The organism is Neolewinella maritima (assembly GCF_923081025.1).
Classification (GTDB): domain Bacteria; phylum Bacteroidota; class Bacteroidia; order Chitinophagales; family Saprospiraceae; genus Neolewinella; species Neolewinella maritima.
In genome coordinates this window covers 1,419,208-1,438,623 of the sequence record NZ_CAKLPZ010000001.1, presented here as the reverse complement: position 1 = coordinate 1,438,623, position 19,416 = coordinate 1,419,208, and the positions used below count along the sequence as shown (strand labels likewise).

Genomic DNA, 19,416 nt, shown 5'->3' with positions numbered 1-19,416 from the left:
TCGCTGGCCAAGGTAACCAAAAGCCGGAGATCACGCAATGCTTACTCCCGCCGTACCAGCTTTTCGTGGATAATGTAGCCCTTTTCCGCCTTCTCATCCCACGAGAGATCTACGCAGGTCGCGGTATTCTGGTTACAGCACACGCGGCACTGCGTATGGCGAGCATCGACGAAGCGTTCGATCAATCCCAGACCGGCGGCGTAGCGTTCGTAAGCGCGCCGCAGGTCGATCTGGTTGTCCAGCACCTCGGCCTGGGTGACGGTGAGTACGCTATCCACCTGCAAACCGGAGGCCAGTGTAGCAGTATCACCAAGTGCAGAATAGCGGTAGTCCCAACCGAAATACACATCCAGAAACTCACCCCCCACACTCACCGAGCGCCGCTCGTCGAAGGCCGCGTTACCATCCCAGCTGCTGCCCTCGCGAAGCGGCAGGGTGAGCTTGGTAAACGTCAGATTATCCTCGCTGCGCTCCACGGTACGCGGTGTGCGACTGACCGTGAAGGTGCGCTCAAAGCGAAAAGCCTGGGTATCGTTTCTCCGCACCCAGCGTTCCCCGCGATAAACGGTCTGACCGTCCGCGGCAACGAACGACTCCACCAGCGTCTCGCGCGCCTCGCTCCGGCTACTGTCGTACCGGGTCCCCCCCACGACGCCCCGCAGTACAATACTGTCTACGGTATAGAATGCGGGGCGGTTAAGCTCCAGCGGATAGTACGTTTCCAGCTCATCCATGGACGATGGGACAAAGTCCTCATCATCGCAGCCTAGCAAGCCGCCGATCAGCAGTACACAAGCAAGTAAGTAAGGGAGGGTACGGGTCAGGATCATGCAGTAGCGTTGAGGGGCGTGGCACCTGCGGCCCCTCCCCTGTTACGGAGCAGTGGGTACACGATAGCGGCGACGACGCCCAGTAGAATCAGAACGCTGCAAATGAGCGAAATGGTGCGCCCCAGGGCATAGCTGCGTGGTGCAAAGGTCATACGAATGGTGTGCTCGCCCGCCGGCACACGCAGGGCACGGAGTGCGTAGTTGGCCCGCAGTAGCTCGGCGGGCTCGCCATCTATGGTCGCTTCCCAGCCCAGGTCCGGTCCGTACCAAATCTCTGAGAATACCACCAGCTGCTCAGACGGCGAACTGAAGCGGTAGCTCAGGTCGTTGGGCTCATACGCGGTCAGTTCCACGCTACCTTGTCCACTGGGATCGAGGGCGGAGACCGCAGGTGCGAAGTCCGGTCCAATAATGGCGGTGCGCTTTAAGTCGGCAGTAGTACCCAGGGCGGCAAACTCCGCATCCGGTCCATCCACCAGCGTGATTTCATCTACCAGCCAGGCATTACCGAAGGCCTGTGGGTTGGCCTGAGCGGTTAAGGTGCCGTCTTCACCCGGGATCAGGAAGTACTTGGTATTCAGCATATTGATCACTCCGGGATCACGTTTGCTTAGGTAGCCATCGATCAGGTCCTGGTAGCGGCGCAATTTGACGGCCGAGTAGCCGCCGATACTCTTGTGGAAGTAGCTGGTCAGGGCGTCCTGGTCGAGGGCCCGGGATAGGTTTAGCACCCGATAGTTAGGGTCGGGATCCTGCAGGATCTGTTGATCGGCGGGACTTGCCTGCACCACGTTATTGACTACTCGATTGGGCTTAAAATCATCGTGCGTGAGGTAGCGGCCGTTGACGCCTACGAAGTCTGCCAGTCCGAGTACCGCAAGAAGTGCCGCGGCGGGCAAGATGGATAGCGATCCCTTCCACCAAAAGTACAGTACTGCATACACCAGACCGACGAAGAGCAGGCTACGTAGCGCATCGCTGGTGTAAACGTCCATGCGGGTAGCTACCAGCGGGCTGACTAGCACGGCCGCATCGATCTGCCCACCAGTAAAGCGACCTAGTTGAGCGAGGTCCTGTGGACTGTTGAAGTCGAGGGCAAAGCCTAGTAGTACGACCAGAATGCCCAGTGCGGCACTGGTGAGTCCCGCCTGCCGCAGTTGCTTGCCGGCGCGCAACGGATCGACGGCCCGTAGCGTAAGCCAACGGTTGATACCCAATAGACCCAACGCGCCCATCAAAAAGGTAGCAATACTCAGGGCGGAGTTGGGCGTGCGAAAGTTATCGAGCAGCGGCAGCAGGTCGAAGAGCGGACGGTTGATGAACTCGGCGTTCTTGCCCAGGCTCAGAATGATAACGATTAGTGTACCTCCCCCGAGCCAGACCCGGGTGGGCGTAGATGCGGTAAACAATCCGAATACGAAGAGCGCGAAGATCACGGCACCGAGGTAAATGGGCCCCTCCGTAAAGGGCAGACTACCGTGGTACAGGGGCGCGGGGATGGTGGCCAGCACGCGGAAACCGGCACGGCTCATCGCCTGTCCAAAGTCGGTCTGCTTGCTTACCTGCTGTCCACTTCCCCCGCCGGCGGCCAGGGGGGCGTAGGTGGCCAGGAGATCCTTGAAGCCGTTACTCCACTGCATGGCGTAGTCCCAGTCCAGACCGCCGGATTTGGCACTTTCGTCGGATATCTCTCCGGCGGCCGCGCCGGTCAGTACTGCCCCACCCCGGATGGATTGTGGCAGGTATTCCGTGGTGGTCAGCAGATTACTGGCTCCCGCACCGAGTGCCAGTCCGAGTCCCACCAGTAGTGCGCCCATCGCCTTGGCGAATACGGGCAGGGTCTTCTGCCGGAGATGCCGCACAAATTCCGCGATACCGAGCAGGGGCAGGGTGAGGCCGAAGTAGTACAGCATTTGGGGGTGGTTGGTCAGGATAGCCAGTCCCATGCCTAGGGCGAATACCGCACCGCCCACCAGGTACCGCTGCCGGAAGGCAAGGAGTACGCCGGCAGCTACCAGGGGCAGGAAGGTGATGACGCCTAATTTACTGACGTGACCGGCCCCATAAAGCACGATATTATTCGTGGCCAGCCCTACCGTGACCGCACCGGCTATGGCGAGCCAGGGGTTCACGCCCACAAAGCACATCATCAGGTAAAAGCAAAGCATGCCGCTGAATACGTAGCCGGCCGGCCCGGTCAGAAAGCCGAAAAACGCTCGTTTGGCTACGGTCAGGACGTTACCATCGGCGACCGTAGATATTTGGTAGGTAGGCATACCGCCAAACATGCCGTTGGTCCAGTTGGTCCGCTCGCCCGTGCGGTCGGCGTAGTTGCGGAGCTCGCTGCTAGCGCCACGGTACTGTACGATGTCGCCCTGTTGGAGACTTTTACCCTGAAACTGTGGTAGAAACACGACGATGACCGTGACCAGGAACAGGCCCAGCGCTAATAGGTGTGGGAGTAGGGACTTCAGGTTCATACGGTAAGCTTAGAGGAAATCAACGTCAACGTCGTACGGGTAGGTGATCAGGTAGTTCATGGCTTCGGTTACCGGGTACTGCTCGAAAACGATCTGGTAGAGCATCTCGGTGATGGGCACCCGCAGTCGCATGCTCCGTGCCAGGTGGCGGGTGATCATCAGGGTACGTACCCCCTCGGCTAATTCCTGGCTGGTGGCGGTCACCTCTGCCAGGCTTTCACCGGAGCCGATGCGGTAGCCAAACATATAGTTACGGCTTTTCTTAGAGGTCGCCGTAGCGATCAAATCCCCGATGCCGGCCGTACCGAAGAAGGCGCGCTTATCACTGCCCAGCGCCTGACCGAAGTGCACCATTTCCACCAGTCCGCGGGTAACGAGCATGGCCTGAATATTCTTGCCCAGCCCGACTCCCTTGAGGATGCCAGAGCCTAATGCGATCACGTTCTTGAGCACCCCGGCCAGCTCAGCACCCAGCATATCGTGGGTACCGAATACGTGCAGCTGGCTGGATTTAAGGACCAGCTTGGCCCGGTCGATCACCTCGTCGAACTTGCTGGCGATAACCGAAGCGGACGGCTGTCCGTCGAGCAGTTCACGCGCCAGATTCGGACCGGTCAACGCACCTACGCGCACCACCACGCTCTCCTGGCGGATGACGTCCGTCATGGTGTGCACATTCCTGCGCTCTATGCCCTTCTTGGGGATATCCAGCTCGTCCATACCGGTAATATCCAAGCCCTTAGTACCGTGGATTAGCAGGTGACTTGGCCGCAGGTGGTCGGTGATGCTACGCATCATCTCCCGGAAATTGTTGGACGGCACAATGGGAAAGAGCAGTTGGCAGCGCTCGGCGATGAGGCTAAAATCATTTACTACCGTGACCCGCTCGTGCAGCGGTACGCCGAAGCGAAAGCGTTCGCGGTTGAGGCGTTCGGTAAGCTCCGCACTGCGGCTGTACATGAGTACGTCCGTGTTGTATGCCAGTAGATTGGCCATGGCGGTGCCGAACGTGCCCGCTCCGATTACACCTACGGGTTCTGCGCTTGCCAAGAGTGGATGGGATTGAATGGGCTAAGGTAGTGGGATAGTTCTGTAGTATGGTAGTACGGTGACCTGGTAGTCCTATGTTGATAGCTGCGATAGGCAATGCAAGACTGCATCAACAGCACCCAACCACCTCTAAGTATGCCGAGCTATCCAGCACTTCTCACCGAACCAGGTAACCGCGGAACTAAAGCACTACCCCACCCCTACCCTTCGTCACCAAAAACATCTTCCTTGAATCCCTCCAGATCGCGGCGCTCCCGCTTTGTGGGTCGGCCGAGTCCTTTCTCCCGGTGTTCTCCCTTGGATTTTCCGACGAACCAGTCCTTGTACTTGTTCATCTCATCGTCCGTAGTATGATTGAGGTAGGCCGTTATGGCAAGGGGAGCGCCCACCCTTTTGTTGAGCAGCTTGACGACCTCGAGGTCCAGGTTGAAGCCTTCCTTGACCACCGTAAGCCGGTCACCGACCGTGACGTTACTGCTCGGTTTGACGGGGTCTCCGTTGAGCCGGACCTTGCCTTTCTTAACCACATCGGTGGCTAGCGTGCGGCTCTTGAAGATGCGCACGGCCCAGAGCCATTTATCTATTCGGACCTTGTCCATTACTCGACCAGCTCGTAATCGATGTCAAGCTTACGCAGCGCCCGGTAGGCGGAACTCTCGTTGAAGGAGACTTCGATATCGACGGGAGAACCCGCTAGCAGAATGTCAGTGAACTCAGCGGCCAGGTTGCTGTCCACATCGTCAGCAATGTCCTCGATGGTGCGGGAAATGGCGCGACGGTCCGGACGGATCGCATCGCAGCTCAGTAGTTTGATCGTCATAATGGGCGCAAGGTACAGGAAGGATAAAATATATACAAATTGTTTGAATAAATTTTTTAATTCGCTTTCTGCGTACGTCGTGCTTCCCATTCAGGCCGTAGAATGCGGTAGGACCGCACGGTCTGCGGTATACCGTTTTTGACCATGTAGTCGTCCAGTGTAGCCTCCAGCGTCATGCGGTTGTGCAGCAATACTCCCCCGGATGCAGCATTATCAATGCGGTGAATGGCATGGATGCGTTGCAGCTCCGTGTACCCGAAGCCGGCGTCGATCACCGCGCCTACGGCCTCCGCCACGTATCCCTGTCCGCGATGGGGTGCGCCAATCCAATAGCCTATTTCAGCGTGGCCGTACTTTTTATGCAAATGCAGCCCCACCGCCCCCATAAAGGACCGCTGTTCCGGGGAGCGGATGGCGTAAATGAAGCCTGTCTCCGTCTTCCTGGCTGTATTTACCAGGTGTAGAAATTGTACGGCGTCCGCTTCCCCGTACGGCGAGGGGATCGCCAGGGTCATTTCCGCGATCAGGGGATCGTTAGCCAGCGCGATGATGGCCGATGCGTCCGCCAGTGCGGGTGGACTGAGGAGTAAGCGATCGGTAATGAGCTGCTCGGGTAGCATGGTGCAAAGGTGTGGGGAATTAACGTAGGGGGTGACCTTAAAATGCTGTCAAGCTACTCGCTAGTTGCGGCCACCTTGCACGATCGCACAGTATCGAACCTTTATTCCTCTGTTCGGTCTGAATAGTATGGCTACTAACTGCATCTACTGGCTCAAGCGCGACTTCCGACTCTACGATAACCCTGCCCTCACCGCGGCGCTGCGCGACCACAGCAGTGTCATGCCGGTCTTCATTCTTGAGCCTTCCGCGCTAGATGCGCCGGAAACCAGTGCCTTTCACGTACACGCCCAGTGTGACGCCTTCAACGGCTTGCATAAGAACATCACGTCGGCAGGCGGTACCCTAGCGTTCGCACACGCTGAAGTGGTGGACTATCTGGACCAGCTCCATCGGCTGCGTCCAATTACTCATCTGGTGAGTCATATGGAGACCGGGGGTGCCCGTACCTACAGCCGGGATCGGGCGGTGGCTAGCTGGTGCCAGACACATGGGGTGGAGTGGACCGAGTACCAGCAGTTTGCGGTCTTTCGCGGCAAGGTGGATCGGAATGAACGCCACAAGGCTTGGGAAGCCTTTACGCGGGCGGATCTGCTGGCGGTACCCCCGGGAATCGACCGACTACGGGTACCCGATGTGTACCGTACTATCGTGCAGCTTCAGGGTATAGATTCCGTTCGTTCTCCTGACAATAGTAGTCCCCCTGCACCGGCGGCCCCGCCCCCGACCGCAACGCTGACTCCGGACAAGTGGATGCATAAACCCGAGTGGCTCGGTGTCCTGGCCGAAGGACCAATGAAAATGATGCATTTTAAGAAAACACTGAATGAGGAACAACAGTCATATATCCAACCAGTAAACGAAGATGCCGCTGCACTGACGCTACATACCTTCCTGGAAGCGCGCGGGATCAACTACAGCAAGGGAATGAGTTCTCCCAACTCCGCATTTTATAACTGTAGTAGGCTGAGTGTCCACTTCGCCTGGGGTACGATCAGCGTGCGAACGGTATATCAACGCGTGAGTAAACGGGTCGAGGAGTTGAAGGCTGCGGGTGACCCCTGGAGTAAGGCCATGGCGCGCAACCTGCGTAGCTTTTTGAGCCGGCTGCACTGGCACGATCATTTTACTCAGCGGTTGGAGACCGAAGTGGAAATGGAGGACCGTCCACTGAATCCAAACTTTTGGGAGTTAAAGTTAGAAAACAAGCCGGAGCACCTTACTGCCTGGCTCAGTGGGCGTACGGGCTGGCCGATGGTAGATGCCTGCATGCGCTGTATGGCTACCACTGGCTTTATGAACTTCCGGATGCGGGCGATGATCACGAGCGCCGCCACGCACCTGTTGCACCTGGACTTTCGCAGTATCGATAAGGGAATGGCGCGCCTGTACACGGACTACGAACCCGGTATCCACCTCTCGCAACTGCAGATGCAAGCGGGTATGGTGGGGATCAATACGCTACGGACCTATAGTCCGGAAAAGCAACTCCTGGACCACGATAAGGAAGGTACGTTCGTACATCGCTGGGTGCCTGAACTTCGGGAGTTTACCGTGAAGGAGATCGTACAGCGCGATCCCGAGCGGGGATTGGGCAGCTACCCCCCCGTGCGGGTAGAGCGAAAATCACGGGCCGTAGCCTACAAAAAACTACTCAACGATCTAAAGTACCGTCCGGGCGGCGAGGAGATTAATCAGCGGGTGTTTGCAAAACACGGTAGTCGCAAGGGACCAAGAAAACGTCCGGCGGCACGCAGAAGCTAGTAGCGGATGCCTATATTGCCGTCCAGATGACTACTCCCACTACGAATCCGCTGGTTGCCCCTGATTTTCTGTTGGAATCCGCGGCGGCCCGTGAGCTGTACCATGACTACGCTGCAGGTATGCCCATTATGGACTACCACTGCCACCTTTCTCCTGAGCAGATCGCTACGAACCATCAGTTTACCAGCCTGACGGACGTCTGGCTGCGGGGCGATCACTACAAGTGGCGGGCGATGCGCGCTAACGGTATTCCGGAATCCGGTATCACGGGCTCGGCTACCGACCGGCAGAAGCACGCCAACTGGGCTGCTACCCTACCCTACACCATGCGCAACCCCCTGTACCACTGGTCGCACCTGGAGCTGGACCGGTATTTTGGGATCAGCGATCTGCTGGGTCCGGACAACGCCGACACTATTTACGACCACGTTGGCAATCGGTTGCATGAACCTAAATTCAGGGTTCGTGGACTATTGGAGCAGATGGATGTGCGCATCGTTTGCACTACGGACGATCCCACCGACAGCCTGGAGCACCACCGTGCGCTGCGTGAAGAGGGGTACGGAATACGGGTTTATCCGGGCTTTCGCCCCGATAAGGCGCTGGCGATCGACGGAGCGGGCTACAACGATTACATTGACCGACTGGCCGACGTGGCGGATCGGGATATCGATAGTTATACCGATCTGCTGGAGGTCTTGATCCAGCGTATCGACTACTTCCATGCGCTAGACGGGCGGGTAGCCGATCACGGACTGACCCGGCTGTACGACGTGGACTACACGGAAGGTGAGCTGACGCAGGTGTTTGCCCGACGGCGTAGCGGGAAGAACGTCACCCCCCACGAAGCGCAGGTGTTCCAGACCGCCGTGCTCATCGAACTGGGCAAGGCCTACCACCAACGGGGCTGGGTACAGCAGTTCCACCTCGGCGCGATGCGCAATAACAACAGCCGCATCCTCGACACCCTGGGCGCGGACGCAGGTGTGGATAGTATTGGAGATTACCGTCAGGCTCCTGGACTACAGCGTCTGCTCAACACCCTGGACACCACCGACCAGCTCGCCAAGACGATCGTCTACAACCTCAATCCGGCCGACAATGCCGTGCTGGCTACCATGGTTGCCAACTTCAACGACGGCAGCGTAGCGGGTAAGATGCAGTACGGGGCCGCCTGGTGGTTCCTGGACCAGCTAGATGGTATGGAAGACCAGCTCAATGTGCTGTCCAATATGGGCCTACTGAGTCGCTTCGTGGGCATGCTCACCGATAGCCGGTCTTTCCTATCCTTCCCCCGTCACGAATACTTCCGCCGGCTGCTATGCAACATGATCGGTAACGACATCGGGCGCGGAATGCTGCCGGACGACCGGCCCTTCATCGGCAAGATGATCCAAGATATTTGCTATACCAACGCACTCAACTACTTCAATTTTCCTAAATGAAAGTCGTCACCTTCGGAGAGATTATGCTCCGCCTTACTCCCCCCGGTCACCTACGTTTTTCCCAGGCACAGCAGTTCGATGTCATCTATGGCGGCGGCGAAAGCAACGTAGCCGTAGCGCTGGCCAATTTTGGCCTGGACGCCCACTTCGTAACCCGGCTGCCCGACAACGACATCGGCAACTGTGCGCTCATGGAACTGCGTAAGCGCAACGTGCAGACCCAGCACATCATCCGGGGTGGCGAGCGCCTGGGGATCTACTTCCTGGAGATGGGTGCCGTGCAGCGGGGCAGTAAGGTTGTATACGACCGTGCGTACTCCGGAATGGCTACCATCGAAAAAGGTATGGTAGACTGGGACGAAGTATTCAAGGATGCCGACTGGTTTCACTGGACCGGCATCACCCCCGCTCTAAGCCAGGGTGCGGCCGATGCCTGTCTGGAAGCCATACAGGCCGCCAACCGGTTAGGGGTGCCCGTATCCACCGACCTCAACTACCGCAAGAAGCTCTGGAACTACGGCAAAGACCCACAGGAAGTTATGCCCGCCCTCGTAGAGGGTTGCGATGTCATTCTGGGCAACGAAGAAGATGCTGAAAAGCACTTTGGCCTACACCCCGAAGAGGTAGACGTAACGGCTGGTGGAGCGGTGGACGGTACCAAGTACCTTCCTGTACTGAAGGAACTGATGAAGCGCTTCCCCCGCTGCAAGATGACCATTACTACCCTACGGGGTTCGATCAGTGCCAGCCACAACAGCTGGGCGGGTGTGCTCTACGACGGGGAGACACTATTCGAAACGGAGACCTACCAGATCACGGATATCGTGGACCGGGTCGGGGGTGGCGATAGCTTCATGTCAGCACTCATCTACGGTCTGCTCACCTACAAAGACGACAAGCAGCGTGCCCTGGACTTCGCTGTAGGAGCTTCCTGCCTGAAGCACACTATTTACGGAGATGCTAACCTGGTCACCGTAGACGAAGTGCTCAAACTGGTCGATGGTGACGGCAGCGGCCGCGTCAGCCGCTAGGCTAGATTACCCTATTACGCTCATCACTTAAATACGCTCTACTTGTCCCTTCACACCCGCCTCGAAACACTCACAACGATCCACGCGCAGGGCATCATGCCACTGTTCTACCACGCCGACGCCGACCTGGGCAAACAAATTCTGTCCGCCTGCCACGCCGCGGGCGGTCATATCATGGAATTTACTAATCGTGGCGACTTTGCGCACGAGACGTTCCGGGAGCTTAGCCTGTACGTCCGCCAGGAGCTGCCCGAAATGGTGCTCGGCGTAGGCTCGATTAACGATGCCGCAACGGCCGCCCTGTTCATGCAGTTGGGGGCCGACTTCATCGTTTCTGCCTCCTTACGGGAGGATGTAGCGTTGACGTGCAACCGCCGCAAGGTGCCCTACCTGCCTGGCTGTGCTACACTGTCTGAGATCGGCCGCGCGGAGGAGCTGGGCTGCGAAATTGTAAAGCTCTTTCCCGGAAGCGTGTACGGACCGGAGTTTATCAAGGCGATCCGCGGGCCGCAGCCCTGGACCAGCATCATGCCCACCGGCGGGGTCACCACCGAGCTGGACAATCTTACGGGCTGGTTCAAAGCCGGTGCGGTCTGCGTTGGTTTGGGATCTCAACTGATCGGAAGCTCGGTGTTCAAGGATCGGGATATGGACGGACTCACCGAAAACGTGCGCAACGCGCTAGCTACGGCCAAAACCCTGCGCTCGTGAGATTGGGCGTCGCTATACTCCTCCTACTGACTGTTCTGGGCTGCGCGGACAAGAACGCAGGAACCGTACTTCACCTGGGGCACGGTCTGGACACCGGTCATCCGGTACACCTCGGCATGGAATTTATGGCCGAGGCGCTGGCGGAGAAGTCCGGTGGCACAGTCACCCTGTCTATTTACCCCAATCAGCAGCTGGGTAGCGAACGACAGTGTCTGGAACTGGTGCAGATTGGTAGCATGGCGATGACCAAAGTATCGGCGGCCGTACTGGAAAACTTTGCTCCCGCTACGGCGGTGCTGTCCCTGCCCTACCTATTTACGGGCCGCGAGCACGTATACAAGTTTCAGGATAGCCCCCTCGGCCGTGAGCTGCTTACGGAGAGTGAACAGTTCAGACTGCGCGGACTGGCCTACTTCGATGCCGGCCAGCGTTCGTTTTACACCAAGGACCGGCCCGTACGTACACCGACCGATCTGGAGGGGCAGAAAATCCGTGTGCAACTTAGCAATACCGCCATCACGATGGTTAAAGCGCTGGGCGGCTCCCCTACGCCTATTTCATACGGCGAGCTCTACACGGCCCTGCAGCAGGGTGTCGTCGATGGGGCGGAGAACAATCCACCGAGCTTCTACACCAGCCGTCACTACGAAGTGTGCAAGTACTATACGCTGGATGAGCATACTGCCACCCCGGATATACTCATCATCGGTACCGAAGCCTGGCAGCGCCTGAGCGCCCAGGAGCAGACCTGGGTTCAGGAGGCTGCAGATGAGGCCGTCGTCTTTCAGCGCAAACTGTGGCAAGAAGCCGAGCAGGAAGCACTGGAGGCCGTTATCGCTAATGGCGTGGAGATCATCCGCCCGGACAAGGCACCCTTCATGGAGCAGACCGCTGCCATTCTGGAAAGCTACCGGGATGATCCGGTGATCTATCCCCTGATTCAACAGATACAAACTATGGCAGCACGTGAAAACTAAGGTAGATCGACTCCTCGGTGGAGTCCTTGTCGTTATGCTTGCCGTAATGACGCTGGATGTCCTCTGGGGGGTTTTCACGCGCTATGTGATGGCTGACCAGGCTAGCTGGTCCGAAGAGCTCGCCCGTTTCCTGCTTATCTGGATTGGGATCCTGGGGGCGGCCTACGCCAGTGGACAGCGGATGCACCTTTCCATCGATCTGCTAGCGAATAAGCCGGTCCGCTTGATTGCCGCCCTGATTATCCTGTTCGCCCTTGCGGTACTCGTAGTGGGTGGCACCCGCCTGGTATTACTTACTGCTGCGCTTGGGCAGACTTCTCCAGCTCTGGGCCTCCCCATGTCGGTAGTGTACGCCGTCGTACCCCTGAGTGGTCTGCTCATTATTTTTTACCGCCTCCCCGACCTAATTACTCCCCGCTAATGGAAGTCGCTATTCTCGTACTTTCCTTCGTCGTCCTGATCGGTCTGGGTATGCCCATTGCCTGGTGCATCGGCATCAGTGCTACCATAACCATGCTGGTCAGTATTCCAGCACTACCGGCACTGACAACCGTAGCGCAACAGACCGCCACGGGTCTCGACAGCTTCGGACTCCTGGCCATACCCTTTTTTATCCTGGCTGGTGAGATCATGAACCGCGGGGGCATTGCCCGGCGGCTCATTGCGTTCGCCCGCTCGCTGGTGGGCAGTCTTCCCGGCGGACTGGCCCACGTCAACATAATCGCCGCGATGCTTTTTGGCGCCATTGCGGGCTCGGCGGCCGCGGCCGCATCGGCGGTGGGTGGCACGGTGGGCAAGGCGATGGAAAAGGAAGGGTACAGCAAGGAATTCTCCGCTGCGGTAAACATCACCTCCTCGACTACTGGATTGATCATACCGCCCAGTAACATCCTAATCGTCTATAGTCTGGCCAGTGGCGGTGTATCGATTGCTGCCCTCTTTTTGGCGGGCTATGTACCGGGCCTACTGGTTGGCTTCCTGCTGATGGCCGTAGCGGCTATCATCGCCAAGCGCAAGGGCTATACCACTAGTGGTAGTTTCTCTATCCGAGAGGTGGGCCGTTCGTTCGTACAAGCGCTACCCAGTCTGGCGCTGCTGTTCATCGTCATCGGAGGTATCGTCGTTGGAATCTTTACGGCTACGGAGGCATCCGCTGCTGCCGTCCTGTACTGTTTGCTGCTATCTTATTTCTACGGTGAGGTCACGCTAACCCAGCTACCCCGTGTATTTCTCAACGCGGTAGGTACGACCAGCATAGTGATGATCCTGATCGCTACATCCATTTCGATGTCCTGGATCATGGCCTTCGAAAACATCCCGCAGGATATCACCTCCTTCTTGCTCGCAACCAGCGATAATCCGGTGGTCATCATGATCATCATCAACCTGATCCTGCTCTTCGTAGGGGTGTTCATGGACATGACGCCGGCGGTACTGATCTTTACACCGATCTTTCTACCCGTTGCCGTTCAGATCGGTATTGACCCGGTGCACTTCGGCATCATCATGATTCTCAACCTGTGTATCGGTCTGTGTACTCCGCCGGTGGGCTCCATTCTCTTCATTGGGGTCGGTGTGGCGGGCACGACCATCCGCAAGGTGGTACGCCCCCTCCTCCCCTTCTTCGTTGCCATGTTACTGGCCCTACTGATCGTCACCCTGGTCCCCGGCCTGAGTACGTGGCTTCCCGCTCAGTTTGGTTTCTAGGCAAGCAAGGTGTTTGTTTTACGATCGAAGCAACTGGGCTGAACTTACTATCCCGTAGCAGGATTAAGTAGTTCTAACTCCATTTGCACGATGAGCGGCAATACGCTTTCCTGGATCATCCGCGGGTGCAGTCTGCTCCTGCTCATTGTGTTGCAGTACAGCGCAGCGCGTACTGATCTGTCGGCGAGCTCGGTAGCAGTGTTGCTTATCGTACTGGGTATTCCGCATGGAGCAGCGGATCACCTCATCTTCCAGGCCCGGTATCCGGGGCAGTCGTGGCGGGTGCAGCGGTGGAAGTTCTTTGCCTTTTACCTCGTATTGATGCTGTTGTACGGCGGACTGTGGCTGCTACTCCCCCTGCTGGCCCTGCTGCTCTTTCTGGGAGTCAGCGTGTACCATTTCGGGCAATCCTACGGAATAGGCAGTCTAGCCTCCCGCATGGCCTGGGGACTCTTCGTCCTCTCCTTTCCCGTACTACTTCACTGGCCGGAAGCACGGCCGATCATTGAACGGATGGTAGGAAGTTCTCTGCCACCCGATGGTACACTAACCATCGTACTATGCGGCGCGCTGGTGGCTGCTAATCTGCTGCTTCCCCTACTCGATCTGCACGCTGACCGGACCAATCGCCGCGCCACGCTACGTCGATTGCTTGACGTCATCCTCCTGACTGTTGTATTCATGTCGACCGATCTACTACTTGGCTTTGCTGTATTTTTTCTACTGTGGCACTCCCTGCCTGCGGCGGTCGAGCAGTGGGGCTATCTACACCGGCATAGGCTATCGGCAGACGTATGGGCGTATGGCCGACAGCTACTTCCCCTGAGTTTGGGTGCACTGATCAGCCTGGGTGCAGTCTATGGTTGGCTGGCGCAGGGCACAGTAGAAGGAATAGACCTGGGGATAGTATTTATGCTCGTGTCGCTAATTACCCTCCCCCACGCCTTCCTGGTAGACCGGGTATATCGCTAGCTATTCCGCTACCAGGGCATCGGCTCGCCGTCGCGATAGAAGCCGCCCGTGGGTCCGTCATTGTCTAGCAGCGCCGCCCATACAATACTCTTCGCACCCTCTTCTACGCTACGCGTGGCGTCTTCCCCGCCCATCCGGGTACGGACCCAGCCCGGACATACTGCATTGACCAAAATATTAGCATCGGCTAGATCATGTGACATCTTGACGGTAAGCATGTTTAGCGCAGCCTTAGAAACGGCGTAGGCTGGAGTACCCGCCCAGGAATCCACAAAGGAACCGCTAGCACTGGAAACATTAACTACCCTTCCCCCTCCACCCTTACGCAGGTGGGGATAGAGGGCTTTGGTTAGTCGCCACGGTCCCAGCGTGTTGACCTGCCAGGCCTCCTCTACGATGGCGAAGTCAGCGGTAAGGGTATTCTGATAGGTGTCGTAGTGGATTCCCGCATTGTTAACTAGCACATCGACGGTGCCGATCTCGGCGGCTACATAGGCTATCAGCTCATGAATACTGCTTACATCCGTGACGTCGAGTTGGTGATATAGCACCGCACCCTGTATACCCTGCACAGCACTTGCCCCATCGCCGGACCGGCTGGTAAGAATGACGCGCATGCCAGCGGCAGCGAGTTGCCGTACTACTTCATTACCCAGGCCGCGGTTGGCTCCCGTTACGATAGCTGTCTTCATGGGGGGAAAGGTAGACAGGTGCGAACAAAAGCACCGGCGATCCAGTAAGCAAAAGAAAAAACCAAGCTAAATGAAACGTACTGCATCTGCACACTGGACCGGCTCACTTGAGGATGGCAAGGGTAACCTGACCACCAAGAGTAGCGTCCTGGACAAAACCAATTATTCCTTCAAGAGCCGCTTCGAGGACGGCAAGGGAACGAACCCCGAAGAGCTGATCGCCGCGGCCCACGCCGGCTGCTTCACCATGGCGGTAAGTCACGCTCTCGGCGAGGCCGGCTACGAAGCTACCGCACTCGATACCGATTGCGCCATCGATTTTCAGGACAAGACCATCAAGGAGAGTCACCTCAACCTTAAGGCGAAGGTGAAGAATATCGAAAAGGATGCCTTCGACAAGATCGTCAACGGCGCCAAGGAGAACTGTCCGGTGAGTCGCGCCCTCAATGCGGACATCACCCTCGAGTACACGCTCAACGCGTAAGTCCTGATCTACCATGAGCCCCCCATCGATCCCGGTCGATGGGGGGCTTTTTTATTGATCTAGATCGTCCGGATTCACTGCCTGTGCGAAGATTCTCGCAAGATCAACTCACCGTCGATCACTACCCGCTCCGGAGCAAGGGGTTCGCTGTTACTGATCTGTCGAAACAGTAGCTCCGCGGCAGCAGCACCCATTCGTTCACTAAACTGCTCAATGCTACTAATAGCCGGCACGATGATGCTAGTGAACGGCTCATTGGCGAAGGACATGAAGGCCAGATCGGTCGGAACCGCAATCCCGTGATCTTTGCAATATTTGGCGATCCCGAGCGCCGTCCAGTCCGATGCCGAAAAAATTGCCTCGGGCGGGTCCGGTAGTTGCAGCAGCTTTTCAGTAGCCGGATACCCCTGCTGCTCGGTGAGGCAGTTGCGGTCGATATACTCCGGGCGTAGCGGCAAGTTGTTTTCCCGTAGGGCACGCACATATCCTTTGTACCGGTTGGCGTAAATATTTACACTATCCGGTCCGCCAAGGTGGGCGATCTTGCGCGCTCCCTGCTCCAGCAGGTGCTGCACCGCACGGTATGCGAGTCCCTCATCGTCCACTACTACCCGGTGACCGATGAAGTGGTCGGGTACTCGGTCAAAGAAGACAAGCGGAAAATGACGCTTTTGCAGGACGGTGAAGTGGTCCATCGTATCCGTTTCCAGGGAACAACTGGCCAGAATACCGTCGACCCGGGCGGCCGTCAGCGCCATGACGTTCTCCCGTTCGGCAGCTAGCCGTTCGTTGCTTTGGGTGATGATGAGTTGAAATCCATGCCGGCGGGCCACTTGCTCAATCCCACTGATCGCATTGGCAAAAAAGTCGCGGTTAATACGCGGTACAATAAGGCCGATCGTTTTGGTCGATCCGCCCCGTAGGCCGGCAGCCACACGGTTGGGTTGATAATTAAGCTGGGCGGCAGTATCGGCGATCAACCTCTTGGTATTGGTATTGATCCGGGCATCGTTGCGTAGGCCACGGGACACGGTAGATGGGCTCAGCCGGAGGCGCTGAGCTATATCATATATGGTGACGGCCTTTTTCTTCATTGTCTGGAGCGCACCTGCAGGTGCTTTAAGATAGCGCTATCTGCCTAATGCGATTTCTGTCAACTGCGCCAGGGCATCCCGTATGGTCGCTGATTCGGGAATATCGCGGTCCACACCGTGGCGCTCAGCCAGGTAGAAGGGATCATTATATGCTACGGTCACGTCTCGGTCGCCTGACGCATAGACCAGCATTTTCTGAGGCAGATCAATGCCAATAATTTGCTCATCCTGCAGCAGTGGCGTGCCAAGGGCTGGATTCCCGAATACGATGAGCCGGATGGGAGGCAGGTCGAGACCTACCGACGCGGCATTGGCCTGATGGTCCAGTTCCGCTACGATTGTAATATCCGGATTATTAAATAGCGCGGCGCGTAGGCGCATGTAGACTGAGTCTACCGTGCCTTTATCAGTCTGACCTATTACCCCCTCATTGAGGGCTACATCATTGTCCTCAGCGTCCTCAACATCACCCATACCCGTTGTACCCGCCAGATTTCTGAGTGCATCCTCAATGGTCTGTAGCGTAGCGGCACTTCCCACACCGTGCCGGTTAGCGAGGTACGTAGGCGTATTGTATGCCACGATCACCTCATCGTCCCCCGGACGGTAGACCAGCATCTTCTGAGGCAGGTCCAATCCGGCCTGTGGGTTGATCTGCATAAGTGGGGTACCGAGGCGCGGATTACCAAAGAGTACCACCCGGGTTGAGTCAAGTTGCTCGTTGATAGCTTGCGCATTCGCCTGATGGTCTATCTCCGCGACGATACTAATGTTAGCATTGGCACGAAGCGCGGAAGTAAGCGCTGAATAGATGGTAGCCAGACCCCGATCTTCGGGTGCCTGCACGTAGCTCAGGCCCACCACATCGTCGGGTTCGTTGCGATCAAGCGGTTGAAACGTGCCATCATCATCGTTGCAACCAACTGCTAGAATAGATGCAATGAGCAAGAGTAGGGAGCGGAAGGTCATGCGGTAGAGGTAACTGTCTACTAAGGACACGGACTACCCCACCCAAGTTCATGACAACAAAAAGCGGGCAGCAGGATTGACCCCCCGCTACCCGCGTCCAAAGCTAAACTGGTGTGATTGCTAAGGCTGATATCCCGGGAGATACCAGCATTAACTTGGATATAATAAACTAAACTTCTTGGGGTCGACTAGTCGACGTTGTCGTGCAGGAAGGAGTTATTGCGCCGTAAGGGCCGCTCCTCATCATCGTTTATCGTCCAGCGACTCATCTCCTGCTGGTTGCTCGGGGCGGTGTTATCGAGTTGAATATTCCGCCGAAGGTAGGCGGGTTGATTTTCCAGTTCGTTGACCACCTTGGGGTTACTGAGTTTAGGCAGTTCGCTGCGTTGACGCAGGGCCTCACGGCGCTGCTGGTCGCGCAGTTCCTGCTCGCGGCGTTCGGCGGCCCGACGGGCTTCTTCCTCCTCCTGAATGAAGCTTTGGGTAAAGCTGCCACTCGTCCGACGACGGGCCTGGAGTCGCGCTTTTGCCTCCTCCATATCCTCGAATTCGAAGGTGGTGGTCTTGCTGTTGCCGTAACCTACGGGATCCTCCTCTCCGGTGATCTCGTTGAGCTTGGTGCGGCGGGGGGTGGTCTCCTCCTGCTCTTCCTCCAGGTGCACGGTCTGCCGTTCCGGTGCTACACTACGGTTGGCGGCCTTGCGGTCACCGAAGCCGGTAGCGATTACCGTCACACTGATCTTATCCCCCAGCGCTTCGTCAAAACAGTTACCCCAGATGAGGTCCGTGCCGTAGCCCGCCTCTTCCTGTACGAACTCCGTGATCTCGAAGATCTCGTCCATCGTCACCTCCCGGGTGCCGCTGGTAATGTTCAGCAGGATGTGGTTGGCCCCACGGATATCATTGTCTTCCAGTAGTGGAGAATGGAGTGCCTGGTCTACCGCTACGCGGGCACGGTCATCACCCTCGGCATTGGCCGTACCCATGATGGCTACACCACTGTCCCGCATGACGGTGTTCACGTCCTCAAAGTCAACGTTCACGTAACCGGCGACGGTGATGATCTCGGCGATGCCCTTGGCGGCCGTCGTCAGAATGTTATCCGCCTTAGAGAAGGCGTCGCTTAGGTTAAGATTACCGTGGATCTGCCGCAACTTATCGTTGGAGATCACGATGAGGGTATCGACATTGTCCTTGAGTTCCTGCAGACCTTCCATTCCGTTGGTAGCCCGTCGGCGCCCCTCGAAGGTGAAGGGCAGGGTGACAATACCTACCGTGAGAATATTCATTTCCCGGGCGGTCCGCGCAATGATGGGGGCCGCTCCGGTACCCGTACCACCGCCCATTCCGGCGGTGATAAATACCATGCGGCAGTTGTTGTCGAGGTATTTGCGGATCTCCTCGATACTTTCTTCGCAGGCCAGTTTACCTACGTTAGGCTTCGAGCCGGCTCCACGGCCTTCGGTCAGGTGGGGACCCAACTGCACCTTGGTCGGTACGGGGCTTAGCTCCATGGCCTGATGGTCGGTATTGCAAATAGCAAAGTCCACGCCGATGATGCCTTGCTCGTACATGTGATTTACGGCATTGCTTCCGCCGCCGCCTACGCCAATCACTTTGATAATGGGAGATTCTCCCTGTGGGAAGTCGATGATCATGTCTATTTATTACACTCGTCGGTTCTACATTTTCTTCAGCTTGGCTTACTGAAAATGGACCGTCGGGTTAGGTACTCTAATTTAATTGAATTCGCTGACATTTCAGCGTTTAAG

The 19,416-nt window shown here is 57.1% G+C and carries 19 protein-coding genes; 9 read left to right on the top strand and 10 right to left on the bottom strand.

Features of this window, described 5'->3' with window-relative positions:
* Nucleotides 1–41: 41 nt before the first annotated feature.
* The 6 genes from MJQ68_RS05950 to MJQ68_RS05925 form a co-directional block, all read right to left on the bottom strand.
* Nucleotides 42–830, bottom strand: coding sequence for a hypothetical protein (locus MJQ68_RS05950; protein ID WP_238750111.1), 789 nt, complete (start codon nucleotides 828–830; stop codon nucleotides 42–44).
* Nucleotides 827–3,310: a YfhO family protein gene (locus tag MJQ68_RS05945; RefSeq protein ID WP_238750110.1), complete on the bottom strand. Its 2,484-nt coding sequence runs from the start codon at nucleotides 3,308–3,310 to the stop codon at nucleotides 827–829. The genes MJQ68_RS05950 and MJQ68_RS05945 overlap by 4 nt, the downstream gene beginning before the upstream one ends.
* Nucleotides 3,311–3,319: 9 nt before the next feature.
* Nucleotides 3,320–4,360, bottom strand: a complete 1,041-nt coding sequence (locus MJQ68_RS05940; protein WP_238750109.1) for an NAD(P)H-dependent glycerol-3-phosphate dehydrogenase — start codon at nucleotides 4,358–4,360, stop codon at nucleotides 3,320–3,322.
* A gap of 200 nt (nucleotides 4,361–4,560) precedes the next feature.
* Complete coding sequence (locus MJQ68_RS05935) at nucleotides 4,561–4,959, bottom strand: RNA-binding S4 domain-containing protein (RefSeq protein ID WP_238750108.1); 399 nt, start codon at nucleotides 4,957–4,959, stop codon at nucleotides 4,561–4,563.
* The gene (locus MJQ68_RS05930) at nucleotides 4,959–5,180 is read right to left on the bottom strand and encodes a hypothetical protein (RefSeq protein ID WP_238750107.1); all 222 of its coding nucleotides are present in this window, start codon (nucleotides 5,178–5,180) and stop codon (nucleotides 4,959–4,961) included. The genes MJQ68_RS05935 and MJQ68_RS05930 overlap by 1 nt, the downstream gene beginning before the upstream one ends.
* Nucleotides 5,181–5,236: 56 nt before the next feature.
* Nucleotides 5,237–5,800, bottom strand: coding sequence for a GNAT family N-acetyltransferase (locus tag MJQ68_RS05925; RefSeq protein WP_238750106.1), 564 nt, complete (start codon nucleotides 5,798–5,800; stop codon nucleotides 5,237–5,239).
* A gap of 127 nt (nucleotides 5,801–5,927) precedes the next feature.
* On the opposite strand from MJQ68_RS05925, the gene MJQ68_RS05920 reads away from it, so the two are divergent.
* The 8 genes from MJQ68_RS05920 to MJQ68_RS05885 all read left to right on the top strand — a co-directional run bounded on the left by MJQ68_RS05920 (nucleotide 5,928) and on the right by MJQ68_RS05885 (nucleotide 14,405).
* The gene (locus MJQ68_RS05920) at nucleotides 5,928–7,562 is read left to right on the top strand and encodes a cryptochrome/deoxyribodipyrimidine photo-lyase family protein (protein WP_238750105.1); all 1,635 of its coding nucleotides are present in this window, start codon (nucleotides 5,928–5,930) and stop codon (nucleotides 7,560–7,562) included.
* Between the two features lie 26 nt (nucleotides 7,563–7,588).
* Complete coding sequence (gene uxaC, locus MJQ68_RS05915; protein ID WP_238750104.1) at nucleotides 7,589–9,007, top strand: glucuronate isomerase; 1,419 nt, start codon at nucleotides 7,589–7,591, stop codon at nucleotides 9,005–9,007.
* Nucleotides 9,004–10,038: a sugar kinase gene (locus MJQ68_RS05910; RefSeq protein ID WP_238750103.1), complete on the top strand. Its 1,035-nt coding sequence runs from the start codon at nucleotides 9,004–9,006 to the stop codon at nucleotides 10,036–10,038. Before uxaC ends, MJQ68_RS05910 begins: the two co-directional genes overlap by 4 nt.
* A gap of 42 nt (nucleotides 10,039–10,080) precedes the next feature.
* On the top strand, nucleotides 10,081–10,749 hold the full coding sequence (locus MJQ68_RS05905) for a bifunctional 4-hydroxy-2-oxoglutarate aldolase/2-dehydro-3-deoxy-phosphogluconate aldolase (RefSeq protein WP_238750102.1): 669 nt from the start codon (nucleotides 10,081–10,083) through the stop codon (nucleotides 10,747–10,749).
* Nucleotides 10,746–11,726, top strand: coding sequence for a TRAP transporter substrate-binding protein (locus MJQ68_RS05900; protein ID WP_238750101.1), 981 nt, complete (start codon nucleotides 10,746–10,748; stop codon nucleotides 11,724–11,726). The genes MJQ68_RS05905 and MJQ68_RS05900 overlap by 4 nt, the downstream gene beginning before the upstream one ends.
* The gene (locus MJQ68_RS05895; protein WP_238750100.1) at nucleotides 11,716–12,147 is read left to right on the top strand and encodes a TRAP transporter small permease; all 432 of its coding nucleotides are present in this window, start codon (nucleotides 11,716–11,718) and stop codon (nucleotides 12,145–12,147) included. The genes MJQ68_RS05900 and MJQ68_RS05895 overlap by 11 nt, the downstream gene beginning before the upstream one ends.
* The gene (locus tag MJQ68_RS05890) at nucleotides 12,147–13,433 is read left to right on the top strand and encodes a TRAP transporter large permease (protein WP_238750099.1); all 1,287 of its coding nucleotides are present in this window, start codon (nucleotides 12,147–12,149) and stop codon (nucleotides 13,431–13,433) included. Before MJQ68_RS05895 ends, MJQ68_RS05890 begins: the two co-directional genes overlap by 1 nt.
* Nucleotides 13,434–13,523: 90 nt before the next feature.
* Entirely contained in the window at nucleotides 13,524–14,405 is an 882-nt protein-coding gene (locus tag MJQ68_RS05885) for a Brp/Blh family beta-carotene 15,15'-dioxygenase (RefSeq protein WP_238750098.1), read from the top strand.
* Nucleotides 14,406–14,413: 8 nt separating this feature from the next.
* Here the strand turns inward: MJQ68_RS05885 and MJQ68_RS05880 are convergent, their stop codons facing one another.
* The gene (locus tag MJQ68_RS05880) at nucleotides 14,414–15,097 is read right to left on the bottom strand and encodes an SDR family NAD(P)-dependent oxidoreductase (RefSeq protein WP_238750097.1); all 684 of its coding nucleotides are present in this window, start codon (nucleotides 15,095–15,097) and stop codon (nucleotides 14,414–14,416) included.
* A gap of 70 nt (nucleotides 15,098–15,167) precedes the next feature.
* Here MJQ68_RS05880 and MJQ68_RS05875 point away from each other — a divergent pair, with 70 nt between their 5' ends.
* Nucleotides 15,168–15,581, top strand: coding sequence for an OsmC family protein (locus MJQ68_RS05875; RefSeq protein ID WP_238750096.1), 414 nt, complete (start codon nucleotides 15,168–15,170; stop codon nucleotides 15,579–15,581).
* Nucleotides 15,582–15,655: 74 nt separating this feature from the next.
* On the opposite strand, the gene MJQ68_RS05870 is transcribed toward MJQ68_RS05875, so the two are convergent.
* The 3 genes from MJQ68_RS05870 to ftsZ form a co-directional block, all read right to left on the bottom strand.
* Nucleotides 15,656–16,675 (bottom strand): LacI family DNA-binding transcriptional regulator, encoded by a 1,020-nt coding sequence (locus tag MJQ68_RS05870; RefSeq protein ID WP_264758994.1) that lies wholly within the window; start codon nucleotides 16,673–16,675, stop codon nucleotides 15,656–15,658.
* Nucleotides 16,676–16,711: 36 nt separating this feature from the next.
* Complete coding sequence (locus MJQ68_RS05865) at nucleotides 16,712–17,644, bottom strand: DUF302 domain-containing protein (RefSeq protein ID WP_238750094.1); 933 nt, start codon at nucleotides 17,642–17,644, stop codon at nucleotides 16,712–16,714.
* A 188-nt stretch (nucleotides 17,645–17,832) separates the two neighbouring features.
* Nucleotides 17,833–19,302, bottom strand: a complete 1,470-nt coding sequence (ftsZ, locus tag MJQ68_RS05860; RefSeq protein WP_238750093.1) for a cell division protein FtsZ — start codon at nucleotides 19,300–19,302, stop codon at nucleotides 17,833–17,835.
* Between the last annotated feature and the right edge of the window lie 114 nt (nucleotides 19,303–19,416).

Coding starts and splice junctions, on each gene's coding strand:
- MJQ68_RS05950 (WP_238750111.1), bottom strand. CDS start 830: ATGATCCTGACCCGTACCCTCCCTTACTTACTTGCTTGTGTACTGCTG.
- MJQ68_RS05945 (WP_238750110.1), bottom strand. CDS start 3,310: ATGAACCTGAAGTCCCTACTCCCACACCTATTAGCGCTGGGCCTGTTC.
- MJQ68_RS05935 (WP_238750108.1), bottom strand. CDS start 4,959: ATGGACAAGGTCCGAATAGATAAATGGCTCTGGGCCGTGCGCATCTTC.
- MJQ68_RS05930 (WP_238750107.1), bottom strand. CDS start 5,180: ATGACGATCAAACTACTGAGCTGCGATGCGATCCGTCCGGACCGTCGC.
- MJQ68_RS05925 (WP_238750106.1), bottom strand. CDS start 5,800: ATGCTACCCGAGCAGCTCATTACCGATCGCTTACTCCTCAGTCCACCC.
- MJQ68_RS05920 (WP_238750105.1), top strand. CDS start 5,928: ATGGCTACTAACTGCATCTACTGGCTCAAGCGCGACTTCCGACTCTAC.
- uxaC (WP_238750104.1), top strand. CDS start 7,589: ATGACTACTCCCACTACGAATCCGCTGGTTGCCCCTGATTTTCTGTTG.
- MJQ68_RS05910 (WP_238750103.1), top strand. CDS start 9,004: ATGAAAGTCGTCACCTTCGGAGAGATTATGCTCCGCCTTACTCCCCCC.
- MJQ68_RS05890 (WP_238750099.1), top strand. CDS start 12,147: ATGGAAGTCGCTATTCTCGTACTTTCCTTCGTCGTCCTGATCGGTCTG.
- MJQ68_RS05885 (WP_238750098.1), top strand. CDS start 13,524: ATGAGCGGCAATACGCTTTCCTGGATCATCCGCGGGTGCAGTCTGCTC.
- MJQ68_RS05880 (WP_238750097.1), bottom strand. CDS start 15,097: ATGAAGACAGCTATCGTAACGGGAGCCAACCGCGGCCTGGGTAATGAA.
- MJQ68_RS05875 (WP_238750096.1), top strand. CDS start 15,168: ATGAAACGTACTGCATCTGCACACTGGACCGGCTCACTTGAGGATGGC.
- MJQ68_RS05870 (WP_264758994.1), bottom strand. CDS start 16,675: ATGAAGAAAAAGGCCGTCACCATATATGATATAGCTCAGCGCCTCCGG.
- MJQ68_RS05865 (WP_238750094.1), bottom strand. CDS start 17,644: ATGACCTTCCGCTCCCTACTCTTGCTCATTGCATCTATTCTAGCAGTT.
- ftsZ (WP_238750093.1), bottom strand. CDS start 19,302: ATGATCATCGACTTCCCACAGGGAGAATCTCCCATTATCAAAGTGATT.